This window comes from Sorangium sp. So ce381, from assembly GCF_051473845.1.
In the GTDB taxonomy this organism is placed as follows: domain Bacteria; phylum Myxococcota_A; class Polyangia; order Polyangiales; family Polyangiaceae; genus Sorangium; species Sorangium atrum.
On record NZ_CP150336.1, the window covers coordinates 10,142,546 to 10,164,872 of the forward strand.

At 68.2% G+C, this 22,327-nt stretch carries 1 protein-coding gene; it reads left to right on the forward strand.

Annotated features, from left to right (window positions below):
• Nucleotides 1-22,311, forward strand: a complete 22,311-nt coding sequence (locus WMF29_RS38110; protein WP_437325013.1) for a hypothetical protein — start codon at nucleotides 1-3, stop codon at nucleotides 22,309-22,311.
• The last annotated feature ends 16 nt before the right edge of the window (nucleotides 22,312-22,327 follow it).

The following is a 22,327-nucleotide window of genomic DNA, read 5'->3' on the forward strand; positions in this document are numbered from 1 at the left end:
GTGACATGGATCGCGGACAAGGCCGTCAAGAAGTCCGCATGGAGGACTCCGACGGGTAGAGGCAGCCGCAAGAAGGCGAAGCGAGCCGTCCCGAGCATCGCCGACCAGCTGACCAGCGGCGGCTTCCCCACCAATCCCGTGCAGGCGAAGAAGCAGATCGGGAAGCGCTTCCCCAAGGGACCGCTGTTCAACGAAGCCGAGTGGAACGCCTTCGAGCAGCTCTCCTCGACCCCTCAGGGACAGCGCTGGCTCACCGCCTCCGGCATGCTCCCGCTCGGCCAGATCGAGCAGTACCTTTCGAACGACAACGCCGAGAAGTTCCGCGGCTTCCACCTGCTCCACAAGCCGAGCAAGGTCGTCCTCGCGAGCTACGTCTCGCGCCAGATGAACGGCGGCCAGGATGGCAAGCGCTTCGAGGGCACGCCTCCGGCGGCGGTGGCCCTCTCCATGGAGGCGAGGCACACGACCGACCCGGCGAGGCGGGACGAGCTCAAGAAGCAGATCGATCAGGGCATCGCCAACGAATGGGCCAAGACACTCGAGCATACCGAGCCCAACGACGATGTGATCTCAGCCATGGACCAGGGCGCCGTGCTGGCTCCGAGGACGCTCAAGGAGAGCTTGACGTTCGCAGAGATCAAGACGCTCTCGACGGACGAGGCCCTCGACCGGTACCGGCAGTCGATCGAGGTGCTCAAGAACACCTTCCACCTGCTCCAGGCCGGCGCCGAGATCTACGACGCCGACTCGAAGAGCCATGTCCCGCTCCAGGGCGTACCGGTCGCCAAGCTCCTGTCGCACGGAGGCCGCGTCAACATCCAGATCCCCGAGGGCAGCCCGCCCTACGCGCTGACAGAGTTCCTCGGCATCACCGACGAGAACGGCAACCCCAAGGCCGGCGTGTTCAAGCGCGACTTCGGGACGCACCACGTCTCGCTCGGCAAGGGCAAGTTCAAGGAGCAGGGCGGGCAGTACGCCGCGATCAGGTCGAAGCTGGACGACACAGAGCTCTACGGCATCAACCTCGCTATCGGCGGGCTCGGCCTCAAGGACTTCAACGGCGACATCATCCTGCCCGACGGCGCCCACGGGCACGTGTTCATCGGCTACCGCCCGCCCAAGCCGGGGAGGCGGGGCGCGCTCCAGATCGGCATCGAGACCACCGGCCCAGGCGCGCCCAGCACCGTCGGCTACATCCACAACTGGCGCTCCACCGAGAAGACCGCCAACCCCATCTCCAGCGTCGGCGGTCTCAAGCAAGACAAGATCGGCGACGAGAAGGGCAAGAACGCCCGCACCGTCGACCTGCGCAAGTTCGGGGACGATTGGAAAGGGATCCTCGAGGAACGAGCGGACCAGTTTGCGCACGACGTGACGGAGAACCCGACTGAGGCGATCAAGAACCTCGTCGGCCCGCGCGATATTCCGCAGCTGGACACCCATGATACCGCGCCGCGCGCCGCCGACGAATCGTCCGACGGGTCGCCGGACGAGTCGCCCGACGAATCGTCCGACGAATCGTCCGATGGGTCGTCCGACGGATCGGATCGCCCCGCGCGAGGTTCGCGGGGCGGCGATCGCCGCGCTCCGCCAGGTGACGCCGCGTCCGACCCGGTGCGAGGCGCCCGGGATCCTGGGCAGGGCGGCTCGGAGCAGCGGCCGCGCGGGGTCGAGCAAGCCCCCAGGGGCAACGAGCCCCGGGAGATGCCCGGTGACACGCCGGAGCAGATGACGGCCAAGACGCCAGAGGCCTCGAGTCCTGGGCCGGAAGCTGAAACGACGCAAAGCGCTCCAGGAAAGACGCCGGAGAGCCTCGGCCCGCGCCTGCCGGAGACGACATCGCGGCCGCCCGCGCGCGGCCCCGGGAGCGCGGCCACGCCGATCACCACCGATACGAAGGCGCCGGCCGGGTCGCCCGTGGCCAACGCGCAGGACTCCGCGGCAGCGTCCGCGACCCCGGGCCCGGGGACGCTGCCGTCGCGCGATGACGGCAGCGTCGAGGAGGTCGACGCGGAGTTCTCCCGGGACAACGCGCAGGACGCGGGCGACGAGGACCACAGCGATGCGGACTCGGACCACGACGCCTCCGAGGACCAGGCTGACGACGACTCCGGCGACGAAGGCGAAGGCGACTCCGACGACGAAGGCAAAGACAAAGACGATTCCGACTCCGACGACGAAGGCGAACGCGAACGCGAACGCGAACGCAAAGACGACTCCGACTCCGACGACGAGGGCGACTCCGACGACGAAGGCGAAGGCGAACGCGAACGCAAAGACGACTCCGACTCCGACGACGAGGGCGACTCCGACGACGAAGGCGAACGCGAACGCGAACGCGAAGGCAAAGACGACTCCGACTCCGACGACGAAGGCGAACGCGAACGCAAAGACGAGTCCGACTCCGACTCCGACTCCGACTCCGACTCCGACTCCGACTCCGACTCCGACTCCGACTCCGACTCCGACTCCGACTCCGACTCCGACTCCGACTCCGACTCCGACTCCGACTCCGACGACGAAGGGGAAGGCGACTCCGACGACGAAGGCAGAGGCGAAGGCGAAGGCGAACGCGAAGACGACGAAGGCGAAGACGACTCCGACGACGAAGGGGAAGGCGACTCCAACGACGAAGGCAGAGGCGAAGGCGAACGCGAACGCGAACGCGAAGGCGAACGCGAAGACGACGAAGGCGAAGACGACTCCGACGACGAAGGGGAAGGCGACTCCAACGACGAAGGCGAACGCGAACGCGACGAAGGCGAAGACGACTCCGACGACGAAGGGGAAGGCGACTCCGACGACGAAGGCAGAGGCGAAGGCGAACGCGAACGCGAAGACGACGAAGGGGAAGGCGACTCCGACGACGAAGGGGAAGGCGACTCCGACGACGAAGGCAGAGGCGAAGGCAGAGGCGAAGGCGAACGCGAACGCGAACGCGAACGCGAAGACGACGAAGGCGAAGACGACTCCGACGACGAAGGGGAAGGCGACTCCGACGACGAAGGCAGAGGCGAACGCGAAGACGACGAAGGCGAAGACGACTCCGACGACGAAGGGGAAGGCGACTCCGACGACGAAGGCAGAGGCGAAGGTGAACGCGAAGACGACGAAGGCGAAGAGGACTCCGACGACGACGACGACGACGACGACGACGACGACGACGACTCGGAAGACGACAACGGAGATCGCTTCGGGCCATCCCAACGGCCCCAGTCCGGCCGCGGGGTTCCGTCTCTAACGCCGCTGACGCCTGAAGGCGGACAGCATGCCCGCGCGCCTCGCGGCGAGTCCCCCGCGACGAGCACCAGAACCGGCGGGGACGGCAACGCTCCTCGAGTTCCACCCCAGGATAGCCCGGCGGACATGCTGGCCGGGTACAACCCCGCTCTGGACAGCGGGGATGCTGCAGCCGACCCGCAAGCGCAGTTCGACGAGATCGAGGAAGAGCAGGAGCCGCCGTCGGAGCGAGCGCCGGATCCGGAGACATCCACCCCCGTCGAGCAGGTGACCTGGATCGTCGATAAGGCCGTCAAGAACACCATCTGGCGGACCGACACGGGCTTCATGAGCCGTGACCAGGCCAAGCACGGTCTCTCCGCGATCCAAGGCCAGCTGAGCGCCAGCGGCTTCCCCCCCGATCCCACGACGGCCAAGGAGCAGCTCGGAGGGCGCTTCCCCAGAGGACCGCTGCTCAGCGACGCCGAGTGGAGCGCCTTCCAGCAGCTCTCCTCCACCCCCCAGGGGCAGAGCTGGCTCAACGCCTCGGGCATGCTCACCCACGACCAGGTCGAGAAGTACCTGTCGAGCGACCCGAGCGACAACCCCGAGCGGTTCCGCGGCTTCCACAAGCTCCACAAGGCGAGCAAGGTCGTGCTCGCCAGCTACGTCTCGCGCCAGATGAACAGCGGCGAGGACGGCAAGCGCTTCGAGGGCACCCCGCCGGCGGCGTTGGCCCTGTCCATGGAGGCCAGGCACACGACCGACCCGGCCAGACGAGACGAGCTCAAGAGGCTCATCGACCGGGGCATCATCGACGAATGGTCGAAGACCCTCGAGCACACCGAGCCCAACGACGCTGCGATCACGGCCATCAACCAGGGCGCCGTGCCGGCTCCGAAGACGCTCTTCAATACCCTGACCTTCACGAAGGGCAAGAAGCTCTCGAAGGACGAGGTCGTCGAGCGCCACGGGCAGTCGCTCGAGGTGCTCAAGAACATCTTCCACCTGCTCCAGGAAGGCGCCGAGATCTACGACGGTACCTCCAAGAGCCATGTCCCGCTCCAGGACGTGCCCGTCGCCAAGCTCCTGTCCCACGGCGGCCGCGTCAACATCCAGATCCCCGCCGGCAGCGGTCCGTACGCGCTCACAGAGCACCTCGGCATCACCGACAAGAACGGCAACCCCGCGGCCGGCGTGTTCAAGCGCCTCATCGGCACCCACCACGTCTCGCTCGGGGATGGCAAGTTCAAGGAGCAGGGCGGCCAGCTCGCCGCCCTCCGAACCAAGTTCGACGACACCGAGCTTTACGGCATCAACCTCGCCGTCGGCGGCCTCGGCCTCAAGGACTTCAACGGCGACGTCATCCTGCCCGACGGCGCCCACGGCCACATGTTCATCGGCTACCGCCCGCCCAAGCCGGGCAGGCCCGGCGCGCTCCAGATCGGCATGGAGACAACCGGCCCTGGGGCGCCCAGCACCGTCGCCTATCCCCACAACTGGCGCTCCACCGAGAAGACCGCCAACCCCATCTCCAGCGTCGGCGGCCTCAAGCAGGACAAGATCGGCGACGAGAGCACCAAGAACGCACGCACCGTCGACCTCGCCAAGCTCGGCGGCAACTGGGCCAAGACCCTCAAGGACCGCGCCGACAGCTTCGAGCGAGAGCTGGCCCAAAGAGGCAAGGACGCGCTCCACGAGCTCCTCGGCCCCCGCACCCAGCCGCCTCAAGAGCTCCAGGACGACGGCGTGGGCCACTCGGGCGATACGCTCGCCGGAGCCGCCGCGCCCAGCGCCACCCCCTCCCCCGCCCCAACCAACACCGCAGCCACCGCCCACGTCGAGCCGAGCGCGCAGAACCAGGGGAAGACGCTCGATGAGCTGCTCGGCTCGCTCGACGAACAGAGCCGCGCATGGTCACGCCCGCCCAGCGCGGAGAACAAGAAGGAAGCCCTGCAGCTCTTGACCGGGCTGCTCCAGCAGCAGAACGTGAATCCCTCGGTCATCGGCAGGCTTGGGGAGCTCATCAACAATCCCGCCTCGCTCTCGCAATCTGCCTTCGCCAACTGCGGGCCCACCAGCGTCCTCTACACGACGCTGAAGAACGATCTCGCCACCACCTCCCACCTGGTCGCCGCGCTCTTCACGGGCAAGCTGCTCGGCCGCTTCGCGAGCACCCCCGGGGCAAAGACCTTCGCACAACAGGGCTCGGGCAAAGGGACGCTCAGCGACGACCTGGACCTCCTCCGGCGCGTGATGACCGGGGATGTCCCCAAAGCCCTCGGCCCGACGCCCACAAGGCCCCTCGTCAACGGCCTCAAAACCGCCAAGGCCAAGGGCGACAGCCTGAAGAAGGCCGAGGACCGAGAGGCGCTGGATCGCCGCCTCCTCGACCACCTGCTCACCCGCGGCCTCGTCGAGATGCTCGGACAGGACGCGCTCGCGAAGCTCGAAAAGATATCCGACGCGGCCAATCAGCCCGGCGTCTCCGCGGCCCAGGGCGACCTGCTGGCCTCGGCGAACTCGGTCGCGGGCATCTTCAGCTCGGCGCTCGGCGCGAACCCCACCGTCATGACCCGCAGATCGCCTGGCGGTTACGATATCGCGCGCGTCAACGAGGCGCTCCAGCCCGATCGCGCCGGCTTCGCCCTGGCCACCGTGATGGACGGGGAAGCGCTCTGGAACGAGGCCCTGAAGCACCCGCCCGACGCCACGACGCCCCACGATCCTGCGAAGGCCGCGTTCTTGAAGCGCTCCAAGGTGGAGAAGCCGCATCAGGTCGCGATCGACGGCCCGATCACCGAGCAGGGCGACTCCTTCATCGTGCCTCTCCAGTCCTGGGGGCGGGCCTTCTCCATCCGGGTGAAAAAGAGCGAGATGCCCGGGCTCTTCTCGGTCATCACCTACGGGGCCTACCCCCCAGCGAAAGGCTCGAGCCCGGGCGCATCCGCGCAGGAGCTCGCCTCGAGCCCATCCGAACAAGCGCAATCGCCCGCGTCGCACGCGCCAAGCGACGATCCAGCCGAGCTCCTCACCGGAGTCCTGCCGCCGGAGGACGCCGAGATGGCCGCGGGGACGCCATCGCGAGAACAGGTCTCATCCAGGACCGACAAGAAGCTCTTCTCGCCTGGCCGAGAGACGATCGAACTCCACATCGATCCTCCCACCTCCGGCCGACCCGTGGACGGCCTGACGCTGGAGGTCTACGATTCCAGCGGTGCTCTTGTATTCAGGAGCCCGGAGCCGATCGCTGCGGGGGACGGCACGCTCCCCGACAAGCTCTCCTGGGATGGCGAGCAGAATCAAGGGCTCGCGCAGCCGCAGCTCGCCGCACCGGCGCCGCCTCCCCCGCCACCGCCACCGCCACCGCCGCCCGGGGGAAGCGCGCGGCCGCCTGCTCCCCCGGAAACGCCCGGCTCCGAAGCCCCCAGCCCTCCGCCGCAGACGCCCAAGAAGACCTACGTGCGGCGCGACGGCGCTCCCTTCACGCTCAAGGTCGTCGCTCACCTGGCCCCCGCGGACCCGGCTCAACCTGGACCGACAGGCCAGATGGAGGCCCAGGGCGGCGACGCGCTCGCCACGGCGCCGAGTTCGAGCGCAGAGCCCACAGACACCTCGCTGACGACCGTCGAGGCCGCGACGGTCGGCGTCTATTACCCACCCTCCCTCGGGTATGAGGTCGAGTTCTCGGCCACGCTGCTGTTCGCCCCATCCCGAAGTGAAGAGCTGAGCGATCCGCCGCAGGGCTCCAGCTTCCACCTCGCGCAGACCGAGGAGACGATCGGGAACTACCACCTCCTCTCGCTGACGCGTGACCAGTCGGTCGCCGAGATGGTCAGCGGCCCAGTGCCAGCGACGGACCACGCGACGCACAAGGGTCTCCTGCTCGCGATGCGCCACCTGATCGACACGTTCAAGGAGGTCCATAAGGACCCGTCCGCGTTCGGCGTCAAACCGTACCGCTACAGCGACGGCAAGAGCGCCGGGCGGGACATCACGGTCGTCCCGCTCAACGAGGTGCTGGCCAACTACAACAGCCGGATCGACTCGGACAAGATGATCCCGCAGGAGGTCCGCCCGCGCCTGCAGCTCCAGCCGGTCACGGGGAGTGGAAATCAGTACTTCGTCGAGGTCGGCCAGAAGACGCCGAGCATCGCGAGCGTGCAGGTCAACTATGGCATGCTCACGCAGACGCTCGGAGGCGGCGAACGCATCGCGGAGCTCAAGAAGCTGTTCGAGCCGATCGGTCTCAGGTTGTTCGAGCCCATCGTCGACAACGTCGCGAGAGCGCTCTCGACGCTGGATGACTTCCCCGCGGCGGCGGCCGCGGACCCGGAGGTGCGCGCCGCCCTGGTCATGGGCACGTGGGTCGCCGCCATCCAGCAGACGTTCCCGAACGCGCAGAGCTCCGACATCAAGAACAAGTATGGCCAGATGCCGAAGGCCGCAATCCGCGACGTGTTCAACGCCGCAACCAACGAGGCCGCGAAGGCCGAAGCCCTGCAGTGGCTCGGCGTTGAGGCCAATCTGGAGAAGGTCGCCGCGGCGCTCGCTGAGCATGCGCTCGACGGCCAGCACAAGGGCGCGGTGCTGGACGTCCTCAGGAGATCATTCAAGGACAACGAGCGGCTCGGGCCCCATGAGGGGTCGCTGTATCCGGTGTTCGATCTCGGCGGTCAGCCCGCTCTCGTGATGGAGGCGCGCACGGGGAGCGCGCGGCTCGTTGAGACCGTCGAGCAAAACCTGAGAGGCTCGATGAACAGCGAGCCGTCGCTGAAGCACATCTCCGATCTGGAGAGCGTCTACCTCGCCCCGAGTACGCCCGCCACCGAATCGGCCGACGCAACCACGCCGTCGGGTCTACCGCCGGGTCCACCGCCACCTCCACCGCCGCCTCCACCGCCGCCTCCACCGCTGCTCCCCGTGCCGCAGGTGACGACCGCGCCGGAGGACATGCTGGCAGCGTACAACCCCGCCTCGAACAGCGGCGATACGGCAGCCGACCCGCAGCCGCAGACCGACCCGATCGAGGAGGAGCAGGAGCCGCCGTCGGAGAGCGCGCCCGATCCCGCCGCGTCCACCCCCATCGAGCAGGTCACCTGGATCGTCGACAAGGCTGTCAAGAAGACCCTCTGGCGCACCGACACCGGCTTCATGAGCCGCGAGGGGGCCAGGCGCGGCGTCCCCGCGATCACTGGGCCGCTGACCAGCGGCGGCTTCCCGGCCGATCCTGCGAAGGCCAAGGGACAGATAGGAAATAGATTTCCCAAAGGGCCGCTGCTCAGCGACGCCGAGTGGAGCGCCTTCCAGCAGCTCTCCTCCACCCCCCAGGGACAGGCATGGCTCAACGCCTCTGGCATGCTCACGCACGCCGACATCGAGAAGTACCTGTCGAGCGACGCAAACGATAACCCCGAGCGCTTCCGCGGCTTCCACCAGCTCCACAAGGCCAGCAAGGTCGTCCTCGCCAGCTACGTCTCGCGCCAGATGAACAGCGGCGACGGCGGCAAGCGCTTCGAGGGCACCCCGCCCGCAGCGCTGGCCCTGTCCATGGAAGCGCGGCACACGACCGACCCGACGAGGAAAGCTGCGCTCCAGCAGCTCATCGACCAAGGCATCGTCGACGAGTGGTCCAGGACCCTCGAGCACACCGACCCCAACGACGACGCGGACACCGCCATCGGGCAGGGCGCCGTCCCGGAACCGAACAAGAAGCTCTTCCGGCCACAAGGGACGCTCTCCAAGGAAGAGGTCGTCGGCAGGCATCGCCAGTCGCTCGAGGTCCTCAAAAACGTCTTCCACCTCCTCCAGGAAGGCGCCGAGATCTACGACGACAGCGCAAAGAGCCATGTCCCGCTCCAGGACGTGCCCGTCGCAAAGCTCCTCTCCCACGGCGGCCGCGTCAACGTCCAGATCCCCGCTGGCAGCGCTCCTTACGCCCTCACCGAGCTGCTCGGCATCACCGACAGCAACGGAAACCCCGCCAGGGGCGTCTTCAAGCGCGCCTTCGGCACCCACCACATCGCCCTCGGCGACGGCAAGTTCAAGGAGCAGGGCGGGCACGCCGCCGCCATCCTGGCCAAGCTCGACGACACGGAGCTCTACGGCATCAACCTCGCCGTCGGCGGCCTCGGCCTCAAGGACTTCAACGGCGACGTCATCCTGCCCGACGGCGCCCACGGCCACATGTTCATCGGCTATCGCCCGCCCAAGCCCGGCAGGCAAGGCGCCCTCCAGATCGGCATCGAGACCACCGGGCCCAACGCCCCCAGCACCGTCGGCTACGTCCACAACTGGCGCTCCACCGAGAAGACCGCAAACCCCATCTCCAGCGTCGGCGGCCTCAAGCAGGACAAGATCGGCGACGAGAGCACCAAGAACGCGCGCACCGTCGACCTCGCCAAGCTCGGCAGCGACTGGGCCACGACGCTCAAGGACCGCGCAGACAGGTTCGAGCAAGACCTCGCGAACAACGGCAAAGACGCCCTCAACGAGCTCGTCGGGCCCCGCAGCCAGCCGCCGCAAGAGCTCCAGGCACCCGAGCAGAGCGGGTTCTTCGCCACCTCGACAGAGACCGGCGCCACCACCGCCGGCGACGCGAGCACCGCGGATCTCGAGGCCGAGGCGATGGAGGTGCTGAAGCAGCAGACGACGCTCAGGATCTTCATCCCGCGGGCGCCCGGCAACGGCCATCAGTCCGCCTCAGTGCAGCTCATGAAGCGGCTCGTCCATCTCGGCTTCTCCGGCGAGTTCGATGTCGTCTACGACGACTCCAACGAGCGCGGCGACGATCCCACGCAAGAGGACGTGAAGGAGGGCGGCAAGAAATACGGCCTGAACCGGGCGAAGCTCACGAGCCTCTTGCCGGGATTCAAGGAGAACGGCGGCCCCATCCAGAGCTTCGATACCGGGGGGCTCCGGGTCAACGTCATGGGCCTCAAGACGTTCCAGGCCCTGAACGACCGAAAGCCGGCCAAGTACGGGCTCACCGGCGCATTGGACAACCACGAGAAGCCGGAGGGCATCCTGACCCTGCTCGACGTCGGCTCGTTCGTCCAGCTCCAGCCCATGGACTGGAATCGCGAGAGCGGCTTGCGGGGCGTCACCTACCGGGACAGCAAAGACAATAATAAAGAGCTGTTCCACGAGGTCGAGGCGCTCGCCGGGCTCGGTTACATCTACGACACCACGGAGCCGGGTGATCCGAAGGCCATGATCGAGGAGGAGCTCGCGAAGAGCAACGCCGCGGCCAAGGCCCCCGGCGTGCTCGCCTTCCTCGACCAGACCTCGAAGGGCGAGGACGGGAAGCCCAAGACCCACACCATGGTCGCCTACGGGCTCGGCACCGGCGAGGCTCCGGACTCGAAAGCTCCGATCTTCGAGCTGTTCAACCTCATCACCGGCCTCCTGTACGCCCAGGATGACGAGGGCGCGGGGACCGACCTCAAGGACAAGGGCGTCATCCTCGGCGCCGCGGGCTGGGTCAACGAGAAAGGCGAGCTGAATCAGGACGAGTTCGACGCGCTCAACAAGATGCTCAACGGAGAGTGGGAGGGCGGGCTCCAGCTCCTCGTCGACTCGGAGGGCAACGCGACGAGGGAGAGCTGGCGAGCGCTCGCCGACCGCCTCGAGCGGAGGCTCCTCAAGGACGGCAAGCCGCGCGTCACCGTGCTCAACATCGAGGACGCGGAGGCGCCGGCGCGCATCGCCGACGTGAAGGCCGGCGAGGTCCTCGTCGTCGAGTTCTCCCCCAAGCGCCTCCCCATGCCCGTCTTCGAGCTCCTGCGCGCGAGGACATCCCTGCCCAACGGCTTCGAGAGCGTCAACGGCATGGACAAGGAGCGGCAGAACAAGCCCTACTTCCACGTCGGAAAGGAGCTGAGCAACAAGTTCCCGGGCAAGGAGCTGCTCCCCGACATGCCCAAAGCAGACGTCATGGCGAATCGCGCCAAGCTCATCGGCAAGCAGCTGCAGGGGCGCGACGGTCTCGCGAACTGGGCGCTGAACTACAACGACAGCAGGTTCCCCGCGATCTTCACGGAGATCGCGAGCAGGAAGCCGGCCATCAAGCTGAAGTCCCCCAACACGGACGGCAAGGTCACGGTCAAGGTCGTCGGCAGTGACGTGTTCGGCACGGAAGAAACCACGAAGCGCACCAAGATTTACAATCGGAACGAGCTTGGAAAACTCTACCGGGACAACGAGGGGCTCATCACCGAGAAGCTCCGGGACAAGGACCCCGACCGGCTCATCGGCCGCTACCTCAACGACACACAGAAGCCCGACTCGGATCTGAGCAAGTACTTCAAGGCGCTCAAGGATCTATCCGCGACCAAGGATCAGGTGAAGATCGCCTTCACCGAGCTCATCAGGGTCGAGAAGACCCCTCCCCCGCCCGCCGACGCCTCTCCCTTGCCGACCGCGCCGGAGGCCGACACCTCCGGCGAAGCTCAATCGTTCGCGCCCAGCAAGGGCGGTCCCCTCGTCGCGCCTGGCGGCGGCGCCGCCGCTCAGACCGCGCCGGGCGATCCCTCGGCGCCGGCCCCGTCGCTCGCCGAGCTGACCGACATGGGGATGAAGCGCGGGCTGCGAGGGAGCGCCCTCGACGATTATACGAGCCGCGCGCTCGAGACCGGCGACGCCGATCCGACGAGCTACCTGAAGTCGCTGGTGGACGACATCGTCGGCATGCCGCGCGAGTTCAAGGAGAGGGCCAAGGCGCTGCTCGAGCAGCCCGCGCGGATCGAGCAGCGGGACTTCGCCTTCTGCGGGCTCACGGCCATCGCCGAGGCGGTCCTGCACAACAACCCCATGAAGGCCATCGACGTCTTCAGGTCGCTGTTCGACACCACGCCCTACCCGCTGGCGTCAGGCGGCTCGATCCCGGTCACCCCCGGCCAGGAGGAGATCGCCCGGGGCAAGGACCCGAAGCGCAACGTCCTGCTCGGCGGCAGGGTCAGGCAGATCGAGCGCATGTCCAGCCACACGGGCAAGGACTACGGCGACAAGCGCCTCGACATCCTGCTCGCCCGGGCGCTGCCCAAGCTCTGGAAGACGCGCGCCAGGGACGAGTACGACGCGTGGATCAAGCAGGTCGAGGGGGGCCTCGACGGGCGCTTCGCCCAGAAGCAGGACCAGCTCGCGGGCGACGGCGTGCGCTTGAAGCGCGGCGACTTCCCCATGAGCGAGGAGGCCTATACCGGCATCGTCGGCGACGTCCTCGAGGCGAACAACGTCAACGTCATGTCGTCGAAGGACGGCGAGTACGACATCGACGCGATCAACAGGCTGTTCGACGACGGCGGCAGCGGGCCGTTCGTCCACGGGATCGTCCTCGCCGCGCCGGTGGGGACCGAGGCCAAGAAGTACGCGCCTGGCTCCGACAACCTCGGATCGGACAAGGACCTCAGCGCCTGGAGCGATCCGGTCAGCTCGTTCGGGAACCAGGGGCTGCACCAGGTCAGGATCGTCGGCCCCATCGAGACGACCACGACCCCCGACGGCGCGGACGCCTACGTCGTTCCGATCTCGAGCTACGGCAAGACCTTCCCGTTCGTGGTGCGCAAAGACAGGATGGGGGAGTACTTCCCCAACATCCTCACCGGCAGCTGGCACCCGCCGGCGGCGACGCTCGCGGCGGAGCAGCCCACGGCGTCGGCGCCCGCGAGCGCCGGGCCCGACGCCGACAAGAGCGGCTTCTTGGCCACCATGCTGGAGCCCAGCGCCGCCGACGCCGGCACAGATCCCTCGACCCCGCAGGACACGCCGCCCGACGCGGAGACGACCGGGGAGGAGGACCCGCTCAAGACCGCTGGGCAGACCCTGGCCCGCGCGCTGGTCAGGGTGAGCATGAAGACCGTGGCGCGCGTCTACGTGCAGAGCCAGAGCGACAGGACGACTCCGTATATCGAGACCCGGCGAAAGGAGCTGGAGGACGTCGACGATCACCCGCTGGCTAGACTCCACGGCGTGCGCGTGATCTCGACCTGGACGCCGCGGCGCTTGCAGCTCGGCATCGCCGTCGAGCATAGATACAGCACCTCGTATTTGCGGGACGCCTACGACGATCCCAAGAAGGCGGGAGCGCTCGGCGTCTTCAATGACGCCACGAAGAAGATCCTCCAGGACGCCGACCGCACGCTCGATCCGAACAAGACCTATTTCCTGGTCAACTCCCCGAACGCCCTCGAGCGCCTCGATCCGCTCCGCGACCAGGTGGACCTGACATCGGCCGAGATCATCCCCGGCGGGCCCGGGGTCCATGTGCTCGCGACCGATCTCGCCAGAACCAGCACGAACGGCGAACCGCCGGCCGAGAAGGTCCGGAACTATCTGAAACACATCGGAGCGACGCCGTCGACTTACCAGGCGTACAGGTACTCGAACCCCGAGGCTGGCGAGTTCGCCACCGACAGCAGCATCGACAACCTCGACACGCTCGAGAAGATCCGGAATGGCGTAGACTTCAGACGACTGAAGGCGATCGCCGACTCCAATTCATCGATGCGGTTCATCTTCAAGACGGCGGTGTCGCTGATCGATGGGCTTGACGAGGCCGTCGCGAATCTCGACAACGACGGGTTCCGCCGCGGGAAGCTGGTGCAGGAGGCGTTGAACAACATCGCGTTCCTCCTCTCGGCCTTCTACGTGTTCAGGAGCAGCAGCGCGCGTGTCATGTCCTATTACGACCTGCTGGTCGACGAGCTCTTCCTCACGCTCGCCGCGGCACGTCCGTACACGCCAGGCGATCTCATCACGGGCGAGCAGCTCGTCCAGGACGCGCGCAATCCGAAGGTGAAGGATCTGGCCAGCCGCGAGGGGGTGGATCGGCTGATCCAGCCTGCCTGGAGCGGGATGGATGCGCTGGTGACCGCGCTCGAGGCGGCGCGGCAGAGCAGCGGCAAGATGGTCCATCTGATGCACCGCGAGCGGCCACAGGCGAATTACTTCGAGGTCCCGGAGGTCCTCGCCGCGCAGGCCCGCGTCGCGCAGACCGGCACGGAGGAGGGGAACGCCGGCATCGTGTACGCGACCCTGGATCCGAGCTCGCCCCTCAGCCCGCCCACCTCGCCGGACGACGTCATCCGCGAGGTGCGCGCCCGGGCCCAGGGCTTCGAGACGCAGAGGCCGGAGGGCGTGGACGTGATCTCGCTGGTCCTCGACACGACGATCCAGACGGAGCCGCAGGCCCCCGGCGAGCTCACCCACGTCGATCAGGTGGTCGACGGGCTCGCCGACCTGGTGGCGGAGGGAAAGCTCCAGATCTTCCTGGGGAGGAGCTACCAGAAGTACCAGGGCCTCGGCAGCGCCAAGGTGATGGGAGGCGCTATCACCCTCCTCAGCTCGAAGGACGGCGCTCAGCAGAGCGGCGATTTCCTCCGGAGCATCGATACGAGCGGCAACACGTCGCGCGACGAGTGGCAGTTCTTCACCCACATCCTGAAGCACGCCAGCGCTCACGAGCTCGGGATGATCCGCGTCGCAACGCAGAACGCCGCATTTGTCGCCGAGATGCTGTTTCCGAGGGGCGGTGGCACCCCGTACATCAGCGGGCTGCCGTTCCTGATGAAGGACGCCTCGATCGAATCGTATCTGAAGAACCTGGATGTCCTGCAGCTCGACAGTTTCGGGCTCGTGACCAGCACGTTCCTCGGCATCTCCGGCGTCGGCACGCGCGTGACGATCGGCCAGGAGCCCAAGGAGCGCCTCATCGAGAAGTTCTTCGCCGCGGGGCACCTGCTACCGGAGGACTTCAACAGGCCCAGATACCCCACCCTCGACAACGTGTTCTCGCAGATGGACGCGATCCTGAGCGAGGTGGAGGGGCGTTACGAACAACAACATGAGGCCCCCGAGCAGCTCCCGTTCCACCCTCTCGGTTCGAGCGCCCCGAAGCCTCAAGCGTCGGACATCGCCTCGCGGTACCGCTCCATCGTCGACAGGCACAGGCCGGCTGCGCAGGGCACGCAAGGCGATGCGCACCTCGATCACGTGCTCGCTTCGTATCTCTGGTTGAGCTTCCTGGCGCTCCGAAAGAAGAGCGACGACTACCTGAAGCACACCCTCGTCACGAAGCCCATGAAGAGAACTGCCCTCCCGGCGTTCCTCCGGATGAGTCGAGAGCTGTTCGGTACGGGGCTGCTCCTTCGCTTGACGCCGGAGATGCGCAGGCAGCTCAGCGCGGCCTGGATCGAAGCCCTCGACGATCTCACGGGCCCGACGCTGAGCGCACGCGCCTCATCGAACGCCGGGTCGACGAGCGCGCAAGAAGATCTCTCGGACCTGCCCGAGTCCTGGCGTGAACTCAAGAGATTCGGCCTCTTCGCGCCGAAGGACGACGTCGCTCGGATGACCAGAGAGCTCCTCGGAGCGGCCTCCGAGCTGCTCGACAGCGAGGCGCCAGCGTCGCAGCCGAATCCGAGCGTACGGCCGTCCGCACCTGGCCTGCAGACGTTGTCGGCCCCGCCCTCGGCATCAACGCTGACCCCTGGGACCTTGCCCGGCTCCATCCCGCTTCCGCCGCCGCTGCCTGGGACCTTGCCCGGCTCCATCCCGCTTCCGCCGCCGCTGCCTGGGACCTTGCCCGGATCCATCCCGCTTCCGCCGCCGCTGCCTGGGACCTTGCCCGGATCCATCCCGCTTCCGCCGCCGCTGCCTGGGAGCTCCGCCGGAACCATCCCGCTTCCGCCACCGCCCCCGCAAGGCCAGCCGCAGAATCCGGCGGACCGCCTGGGCGCGTACAACCCGTTTGCGAACGCGGGGTCCGAGACGGCTGGCCCGCCGTTGCAGCCCGGGAACGCGGCGCTCCTCGCCCCGCAGGGCGCGACCGGCACCGCTGCCCCGACCACCGGCGGCGCGGCCGAGATCGAGCAAGGCACGCAGGCCCAAGACAGCACGATCGAGAATCGGATCCGCGCGATCGACGAGCAAAGCAGGGCGTGGTCCGGCCCGGCGAGCGACGGCGTCAGGCGACAGGCCGCGGACAGCCTTGCAGGCCTGCTCGAGTCGCTGAACGTCGACAGCGCGATCGTCGGCAGGCTGCGCGAGCTCATCGAGGACCCCGCGTCGCTCTCGCAGTCCACCTTCAGCAACTGCGGCCTCCAGAGCACTCTCTACACGGTGCTGAAGGGCGATCTCGCCACCGCCTCGCACCTGATCGTCGCGCTGTTCACCGGCCGGCGGCTCGGCCGGCTCGCGCAGGCGCCCGGGACCAGCGACCTCGGCGCGCAGCAGGACCCTGGCAAGGCGGCGCTCAGCGAAGATCTCGACATCGTCCGGCGCGTGATGACCGGAGAGATCCCGCGCGCCCGCGGCCCGGTTCCGACCCGGCCGCTCGTCAACGGGCTCAAGAGGGCCGGGGCGAAGCGCAGCGGCCTGACGAGCGCGCAGGACCGGCAGCAGCTGGATCGCCACCTGCTCGACCACCTGCTCGCCCGAGGCCTCGTCGAGCTCCTCGGACAGGACGCCGTCGCGCGGCACGAGAAGCGAACCGACGGCGCCAAGCAGGCCCATGTCGTGGCGGCGGAAGGCGACATGCTCCTCTCGGCGAACTCGATAGCGACGCTCATGAGCGACGCGCTCGGGGCCGACGTCGAGGTCAGGAGCAACGGCCTCTCGGAGAACGACATCGCGCGCGTCAACGAGACGCTCAAGCGCACGGATCGGGCAGGGTTTGCCGTCGCGACCGTCTCGAACGGCGCTGCGCTGTGGGAGGCGGCGGAGCGATACCGCAGCGGCACCACGACAACTCGCGATCCCGCGAGCATCGCGCCGCTCGGCGAGGGCGAAGCCGAGAGCCGGCACCACCTCGCGATCAACGGCGAGATCACCACGGACGGCGACGCCTTCATCGTGCCTGTCCAGTCCTGGGGGCAGGCGTTCCCCATCCGGGTGCTGAAGGCAGAGATGCCGAAGCTCTTCGAGGTGATCACCCACGGGACCTACCCCCCGCCGCACGCCCCGGCCAACGGCGCCTCCACCCAGCAGCGCGCTCCGGCGCGCCTCGGAGCCGGCGGGCTGTCCGGCACCACACAGGACGCCAGGGACCCGAGCAACCAGCTCGCGGGAGCGCCCACGCCCACGAGCTCAGGTCAGCGGATCGCGCCCCAGCCACCCCAGCAGATCGGCGTGAACACCTTCGGGAGTCCCGCGGAGTGGCGCCGATACGACAGGGGAGTCCGCAGCTGGGTTCGCGACGTTTTCCAGCTCTCTCCGGCGGAAACAGGCGCTCTGATTCGCACGGTCTCCCCGGCGGCCGCGCGCCTCATGCTCGCGCTGCACGATCACCCCCGGAGGGACCAGCTGACGTTCCGCCCGATGGATCGCTTCCGGATGACGGACGCGACGTTCTTGCGACAGAAGCTCCAGCAGCTCAACCAGCCCGCGGCGGCGCCCGCGGTCGGGGGGCACGCGCCGGCGCAGGCGCAGGACAGCCCCGCGCAGGACCGGCCCACCAGCCCTCGCAGGGCCGGCGAGGCGCCTGGGCGGATCGATCCCGCGACGGTCCAGCTCACGCCCTCAGGGCTGTACGACGCCCTCCTGGAGCGCGTCCCGAACGAGCGGCTGGACGAGGTGGCGGGCCTCGTCGTCGAGACCATCGACACCCAGCTCCTCCCGTCGATCCTGGATCTATTGCCCATCGGCCTGCACCCTGCCGCGCGGCTGGCCGAGGAGATCATCGAGAAGTGGCTGGCGTTCAACCCCGACTTGCTCGACCTGCCCGCCAGCGAGCTGAAGGAGCGCCTCGCAGCGCACGCCGAACTCGTGCTGGGCACGTTCGAGCGCGACCGAGGTCGCTCGACGATCGGCCGAAAACCCGGCTCCTCCGCCGCGGCGCCTGCCGCCTCCGCGGCGTCGAGCGCCCCGCAGCCCTCCGAGGGCACACCTGCCGATCAGGAGGAGCTCGAGGACAAAGCGCGAGAGTCCTCCTCCAGCACGAACAGCGACGCAGGCACGAGCAGCGACGCCGGCGCGCAGGGGACGTCGACCGAACCCGAGGGTTATGAACCCCTGTTCGCCGACCTCGACGACCTCGACTTCGGCCTCAGCGCCGAGGAGCACAAGGAGAAGGAGCGCGCGGCGCGGAACCAGGAGAAGCTCGAGAAGCCGCCTCGCAACAACGATCGGGAGCGCGCCATCCCCGAGTGGATCTGGGGTGTGCCGCACTACGCAGGACTGCAGACCGCGCTGCTCGCGCACTTCGACGACGACGCGGTGCGACGCGCGCTCGCCGAGCTCCTGACGAGTACCGAGAGCCCGGAGACTCCGCCGAGCGGCGCGGGGCGCTTCGCAGAGTTCGTCGTCATCGCGCTCAAGGAACCCCACGACGCCGAGAGCCTGAAGCAGGAATCCGCGAAGGTGTTCGGTACCTACGAAGGCGAGATGCGCAGGCTCGCCTACGACGCCTCCGAGGCGCTGGGGGCCCTCGCGTGGGCCGACGACGTGCCGGACTTCGATATCGAGGCGCTGCGCGACCCGCCGCCGCCCCCGCCGGCGCGCGAGGCGGAGCCACCGCGCGCGGTCCTCAAGAGGGGCCAGGAGGGACGCTGGGTCACCCGCGAAGAGCTCGAGATCATCAATCGATCCGTCGGCGAGCACGCGTTCGCCGGCATGCTCGCGGGCGCCATGAACAGGGGCAAGATCTCGGGCATCCGCGCGACCATCGAGCAGCTGGTCCGCCAGGCCGAGCGCGTGGCGGCCCCGGCGCTGTCGCCGCCGCTCACGTCCACCTCGCTGGTGGTCGACACCAACCTGGTCGTGGCGCTCTTGACGCCGCCCGGAGAGCTGACGCTCGCCAAGCGCACCCTCCGCGAGCAGCTGGACGTGTTGATCCGCGAGCACGGGATAACCGACCTGCGCCTCGCCAACATCAACATCGGAGAGCTGTTCCAGCACGACGACATCGTCGGACGCACGTTCACCACCAGCGATGGGCGAGAGATCCCCTGGTACGGCGTCCCGGTCCACGACGACCGGCGCGACGACACGACCGATTACGCGCTGGGGTTCGAGCAGCTCGTGAGCGGCTCGGTCGGCGAGAAGAAGGGCAGCGCCGACCGCAGCATGGTCGCCGACGCCTTCTTCTCCGACCGCGCCAGCGACGAGGACGGCGCGCCCGAGGTGCCTCATTTCGCCACGGCCGATCACGGCATCCTGACGCCGCTCTTGAGCTTCGCCGGCATCGACGCGAAGAAGCGCGGCGAGAAGGCTTTCATCGACTTCGTCAAGGAGAACACCGAAGACGGAACTCCTTATTTCGAGCCGGAGCTCAAGGGCCGCAAGCTCAAGGCGCATACGATCCTCACGCTGGAGATGGCGACGGCCGGGCACGCCGCGGCCAATGACGCCCCGCCGCCCGCCCAGAGCGAGCCCGTCGGCGTCGCGCTCCTCGACAGCCCAGTCGGCGCCACCCACCGGGTCCATGACCTCATCTCGCTCATCCGCGCCTTCGGGTTCGACGCCTACATCGTCGGCGGCGCGGTGCGCGACGCCCTCAGCGGCAAGAGGCCCAAGGACGTCGATCTCAAGACGAACATGCCCATGTCGCTGCTCGAGGAGGTGCTGGGCAGCGACCCAGCGTTCCAATCCCTCCCCGTCACCGTCGTCCCCGAACAGCGCCTTCTCCAGGTCGGAGGCGTCAACACGATGGTGGACATCACCACCGGCGACGACACCAGCGTGCAGGGCCCGCTCGACGTCATGGCCGACGCGCAGAAGCGCGACTTCCGGATGAACGCGCTCTACCTCGACGAGAACGGCTTCGTGGTCGATCCGCTCGACGGCGCCATCGAGGATCAGCTCGTCGGCAGGCTGCGCTTCGTGGCCGACCCCGGCCCGACCGCGCCCGTCGAGGAGCGGCAGAACGCGGTCGTCGAGCACCTGCGCCGCTCGCCGTGGCACCTCGGCCGCGCGCTCAAGTTCTATCAGCGCGGCTACGAGCTCGAGCCCGAGATCCTCCACGCCGTGCTCGACAACGCCGAGAGCATCCTCGCGTCGATGAAGGAGCGCGAGGCGCCGATCCACGCCAGGTCGCTGGTCCTGCACACCACGCAGGCCGACTCGCCCACGGATCTTGCCGAGATCATGCAAGTGCTCGGCTTCTCCCCCCAGGCGATCCGCGAGATCATCCCCGATGATGTGGCCGGTCGCTTCGACGACGAGAGCCTCGCGTACGAGCACGACGTCTTGCCGCGCTGGCGCGACACCCCCGACGACGACGGCGCGGGGTATCCGCTCGCCGCGCCGGAGATGAAGATCGACCTCGCCACCGGGCGGATCTATCAATATCGCTTCCACGCCATCGCGCCGCAGCAGGAGGGGCAAGCGGGGGAGCGCGTCATCATCGACGTGGACCTGAGCGACCACAACCAGCCAGGCCACCACGCGCCGCACTACCACGTTTACCGCTGGCGCAAGCGCGACGGCCAGTTCAAGTGGGACAAGAAGAAGAACGGCTTGTCCGACACCGGCCAGCCGGGCCTGCCGGAGATCGCTGACGGCCGCTACCTCGGCCCCCAGCCGTGGCGGTTCGAGGAGGGGCTCGACAGCGACAGCGACGACTTCCTCGACGTCGCCGCGACGCGCATCGAGGAGGCAGGCATCGAGCTCACGAACGACGGCGACCTCCTCGACCTGGGCGGGCAGGTCAAGCTGCACCCGGAGCGGCTGCGAGAGCTCGTCGATCGCGGGCAGTTCGGCAAGCTGCTCATGCTGGTCAAGAACCTGAACGACGGCATCCCCTGGTCCTCCAGGGATCAGGCCACCGTCGATCTGTCCGGCTCGCACCGCGGCCAAGAGCGGCTGCGCTTCACGCCGCAGCTGGACCTGGTCGTGCCCTTCCTGCGCGAGAGCGGCATCGAGGACCCCACCTCGATGGCGATCTTCGCCGAGAACGGCGAGATGCGGCACGACGCCCTGCTGCGGCTCTATGACCTGGTGAGCGGCGAAGAGCGCCCGGATCTGCGCGGCCCGGCGGCCGCGTTCGCTCAGGAAGGCGCCGGGAGCGTGAGCGAGTTCGTCGAGCGCTTCGAGTTCTATGTCGCCTCGATGAAGGGCAACCTGAGCGGCGCTGACGTCGAGGCGCTCTGGCAAGCGCAGATCGAGGCGGCGCAGGAGGCGGACGCCGTGGGCGACGTCACGCTCCGCGAGGGCGGCGAGCTGGCGGAGCGGCTCGCGGCGGCGGCCAGCGAGCTTCGCTTCGAGTCGGCGGGCGCCGCCGCCTACCACGCCGCCAAGCACGGCGACGAGTTCCTGACGCCGGAGGAGCGGGCTGCCAGCGTGTCGCCGGAGGACGCCGTTCGACGTTACCTCGACGCCGCGCGCAAGGCCGTCCGCAAGGCCGCCCAGGCCGACACCTTCGAGACGAGGATCGACGAGACCGGCGCGACCAACGTCGTGCTCTGGGACGGCACGACCAAGGCCATCGTCCGGGTCGCGCCCGACGGCACGGCGCACATCCTCAGCAGCTACGTCCGAGAGCGCCGCAACACCGCGCCTGCGGCGGCGCCTCCCCCGAGCGCCCCGTCCAGCTCCGCCGTGGCCAACAGTGATGTCGAGTCCGATAGCGAGGACGAGGACGAGTCCGATAGCGAGGACGACGACGAGTCCGATAGCGAGGACGACGACGACGACGACGAGGACGAGGACGACGAGGACGAGGACGACGACGACGACGACGACGGCGACGAGTCCGATAGCGAGGATGATGCCGAGTCCGATAGCGAGGACGAGGACGACGACGAGTCCGATAGCGAGGATGAGGATCCGGCCGACAGGATCGGCGGGTACCGGCCCGTGGATGGCGCCTCCGACGGGACACAGCACCCGCGAGCCCCACAAGCGACCGGCGCGCCGGCTGCTCTCGACGGCGCCGTGCCCATCCCCGCGCGGATCGACGCCCTGGTGAGGACGCTCGTCGCGAAGAGCGACGCGTGGTCCTCCCCGCGCACGCAAGCGGACAAGCAGGAGGCCATCGCGCTCGTGACCGAGCTCCTGCAACAGCTCGGCATGGACGCCCGGGTCGTCGACAGGGCGGGCGAGCAGGGCAAGGACACGCCTGATTCCGAGCACTCCGCCTGCACGTGCGTCCGTTAGGCCAGCGCCCGCGTCA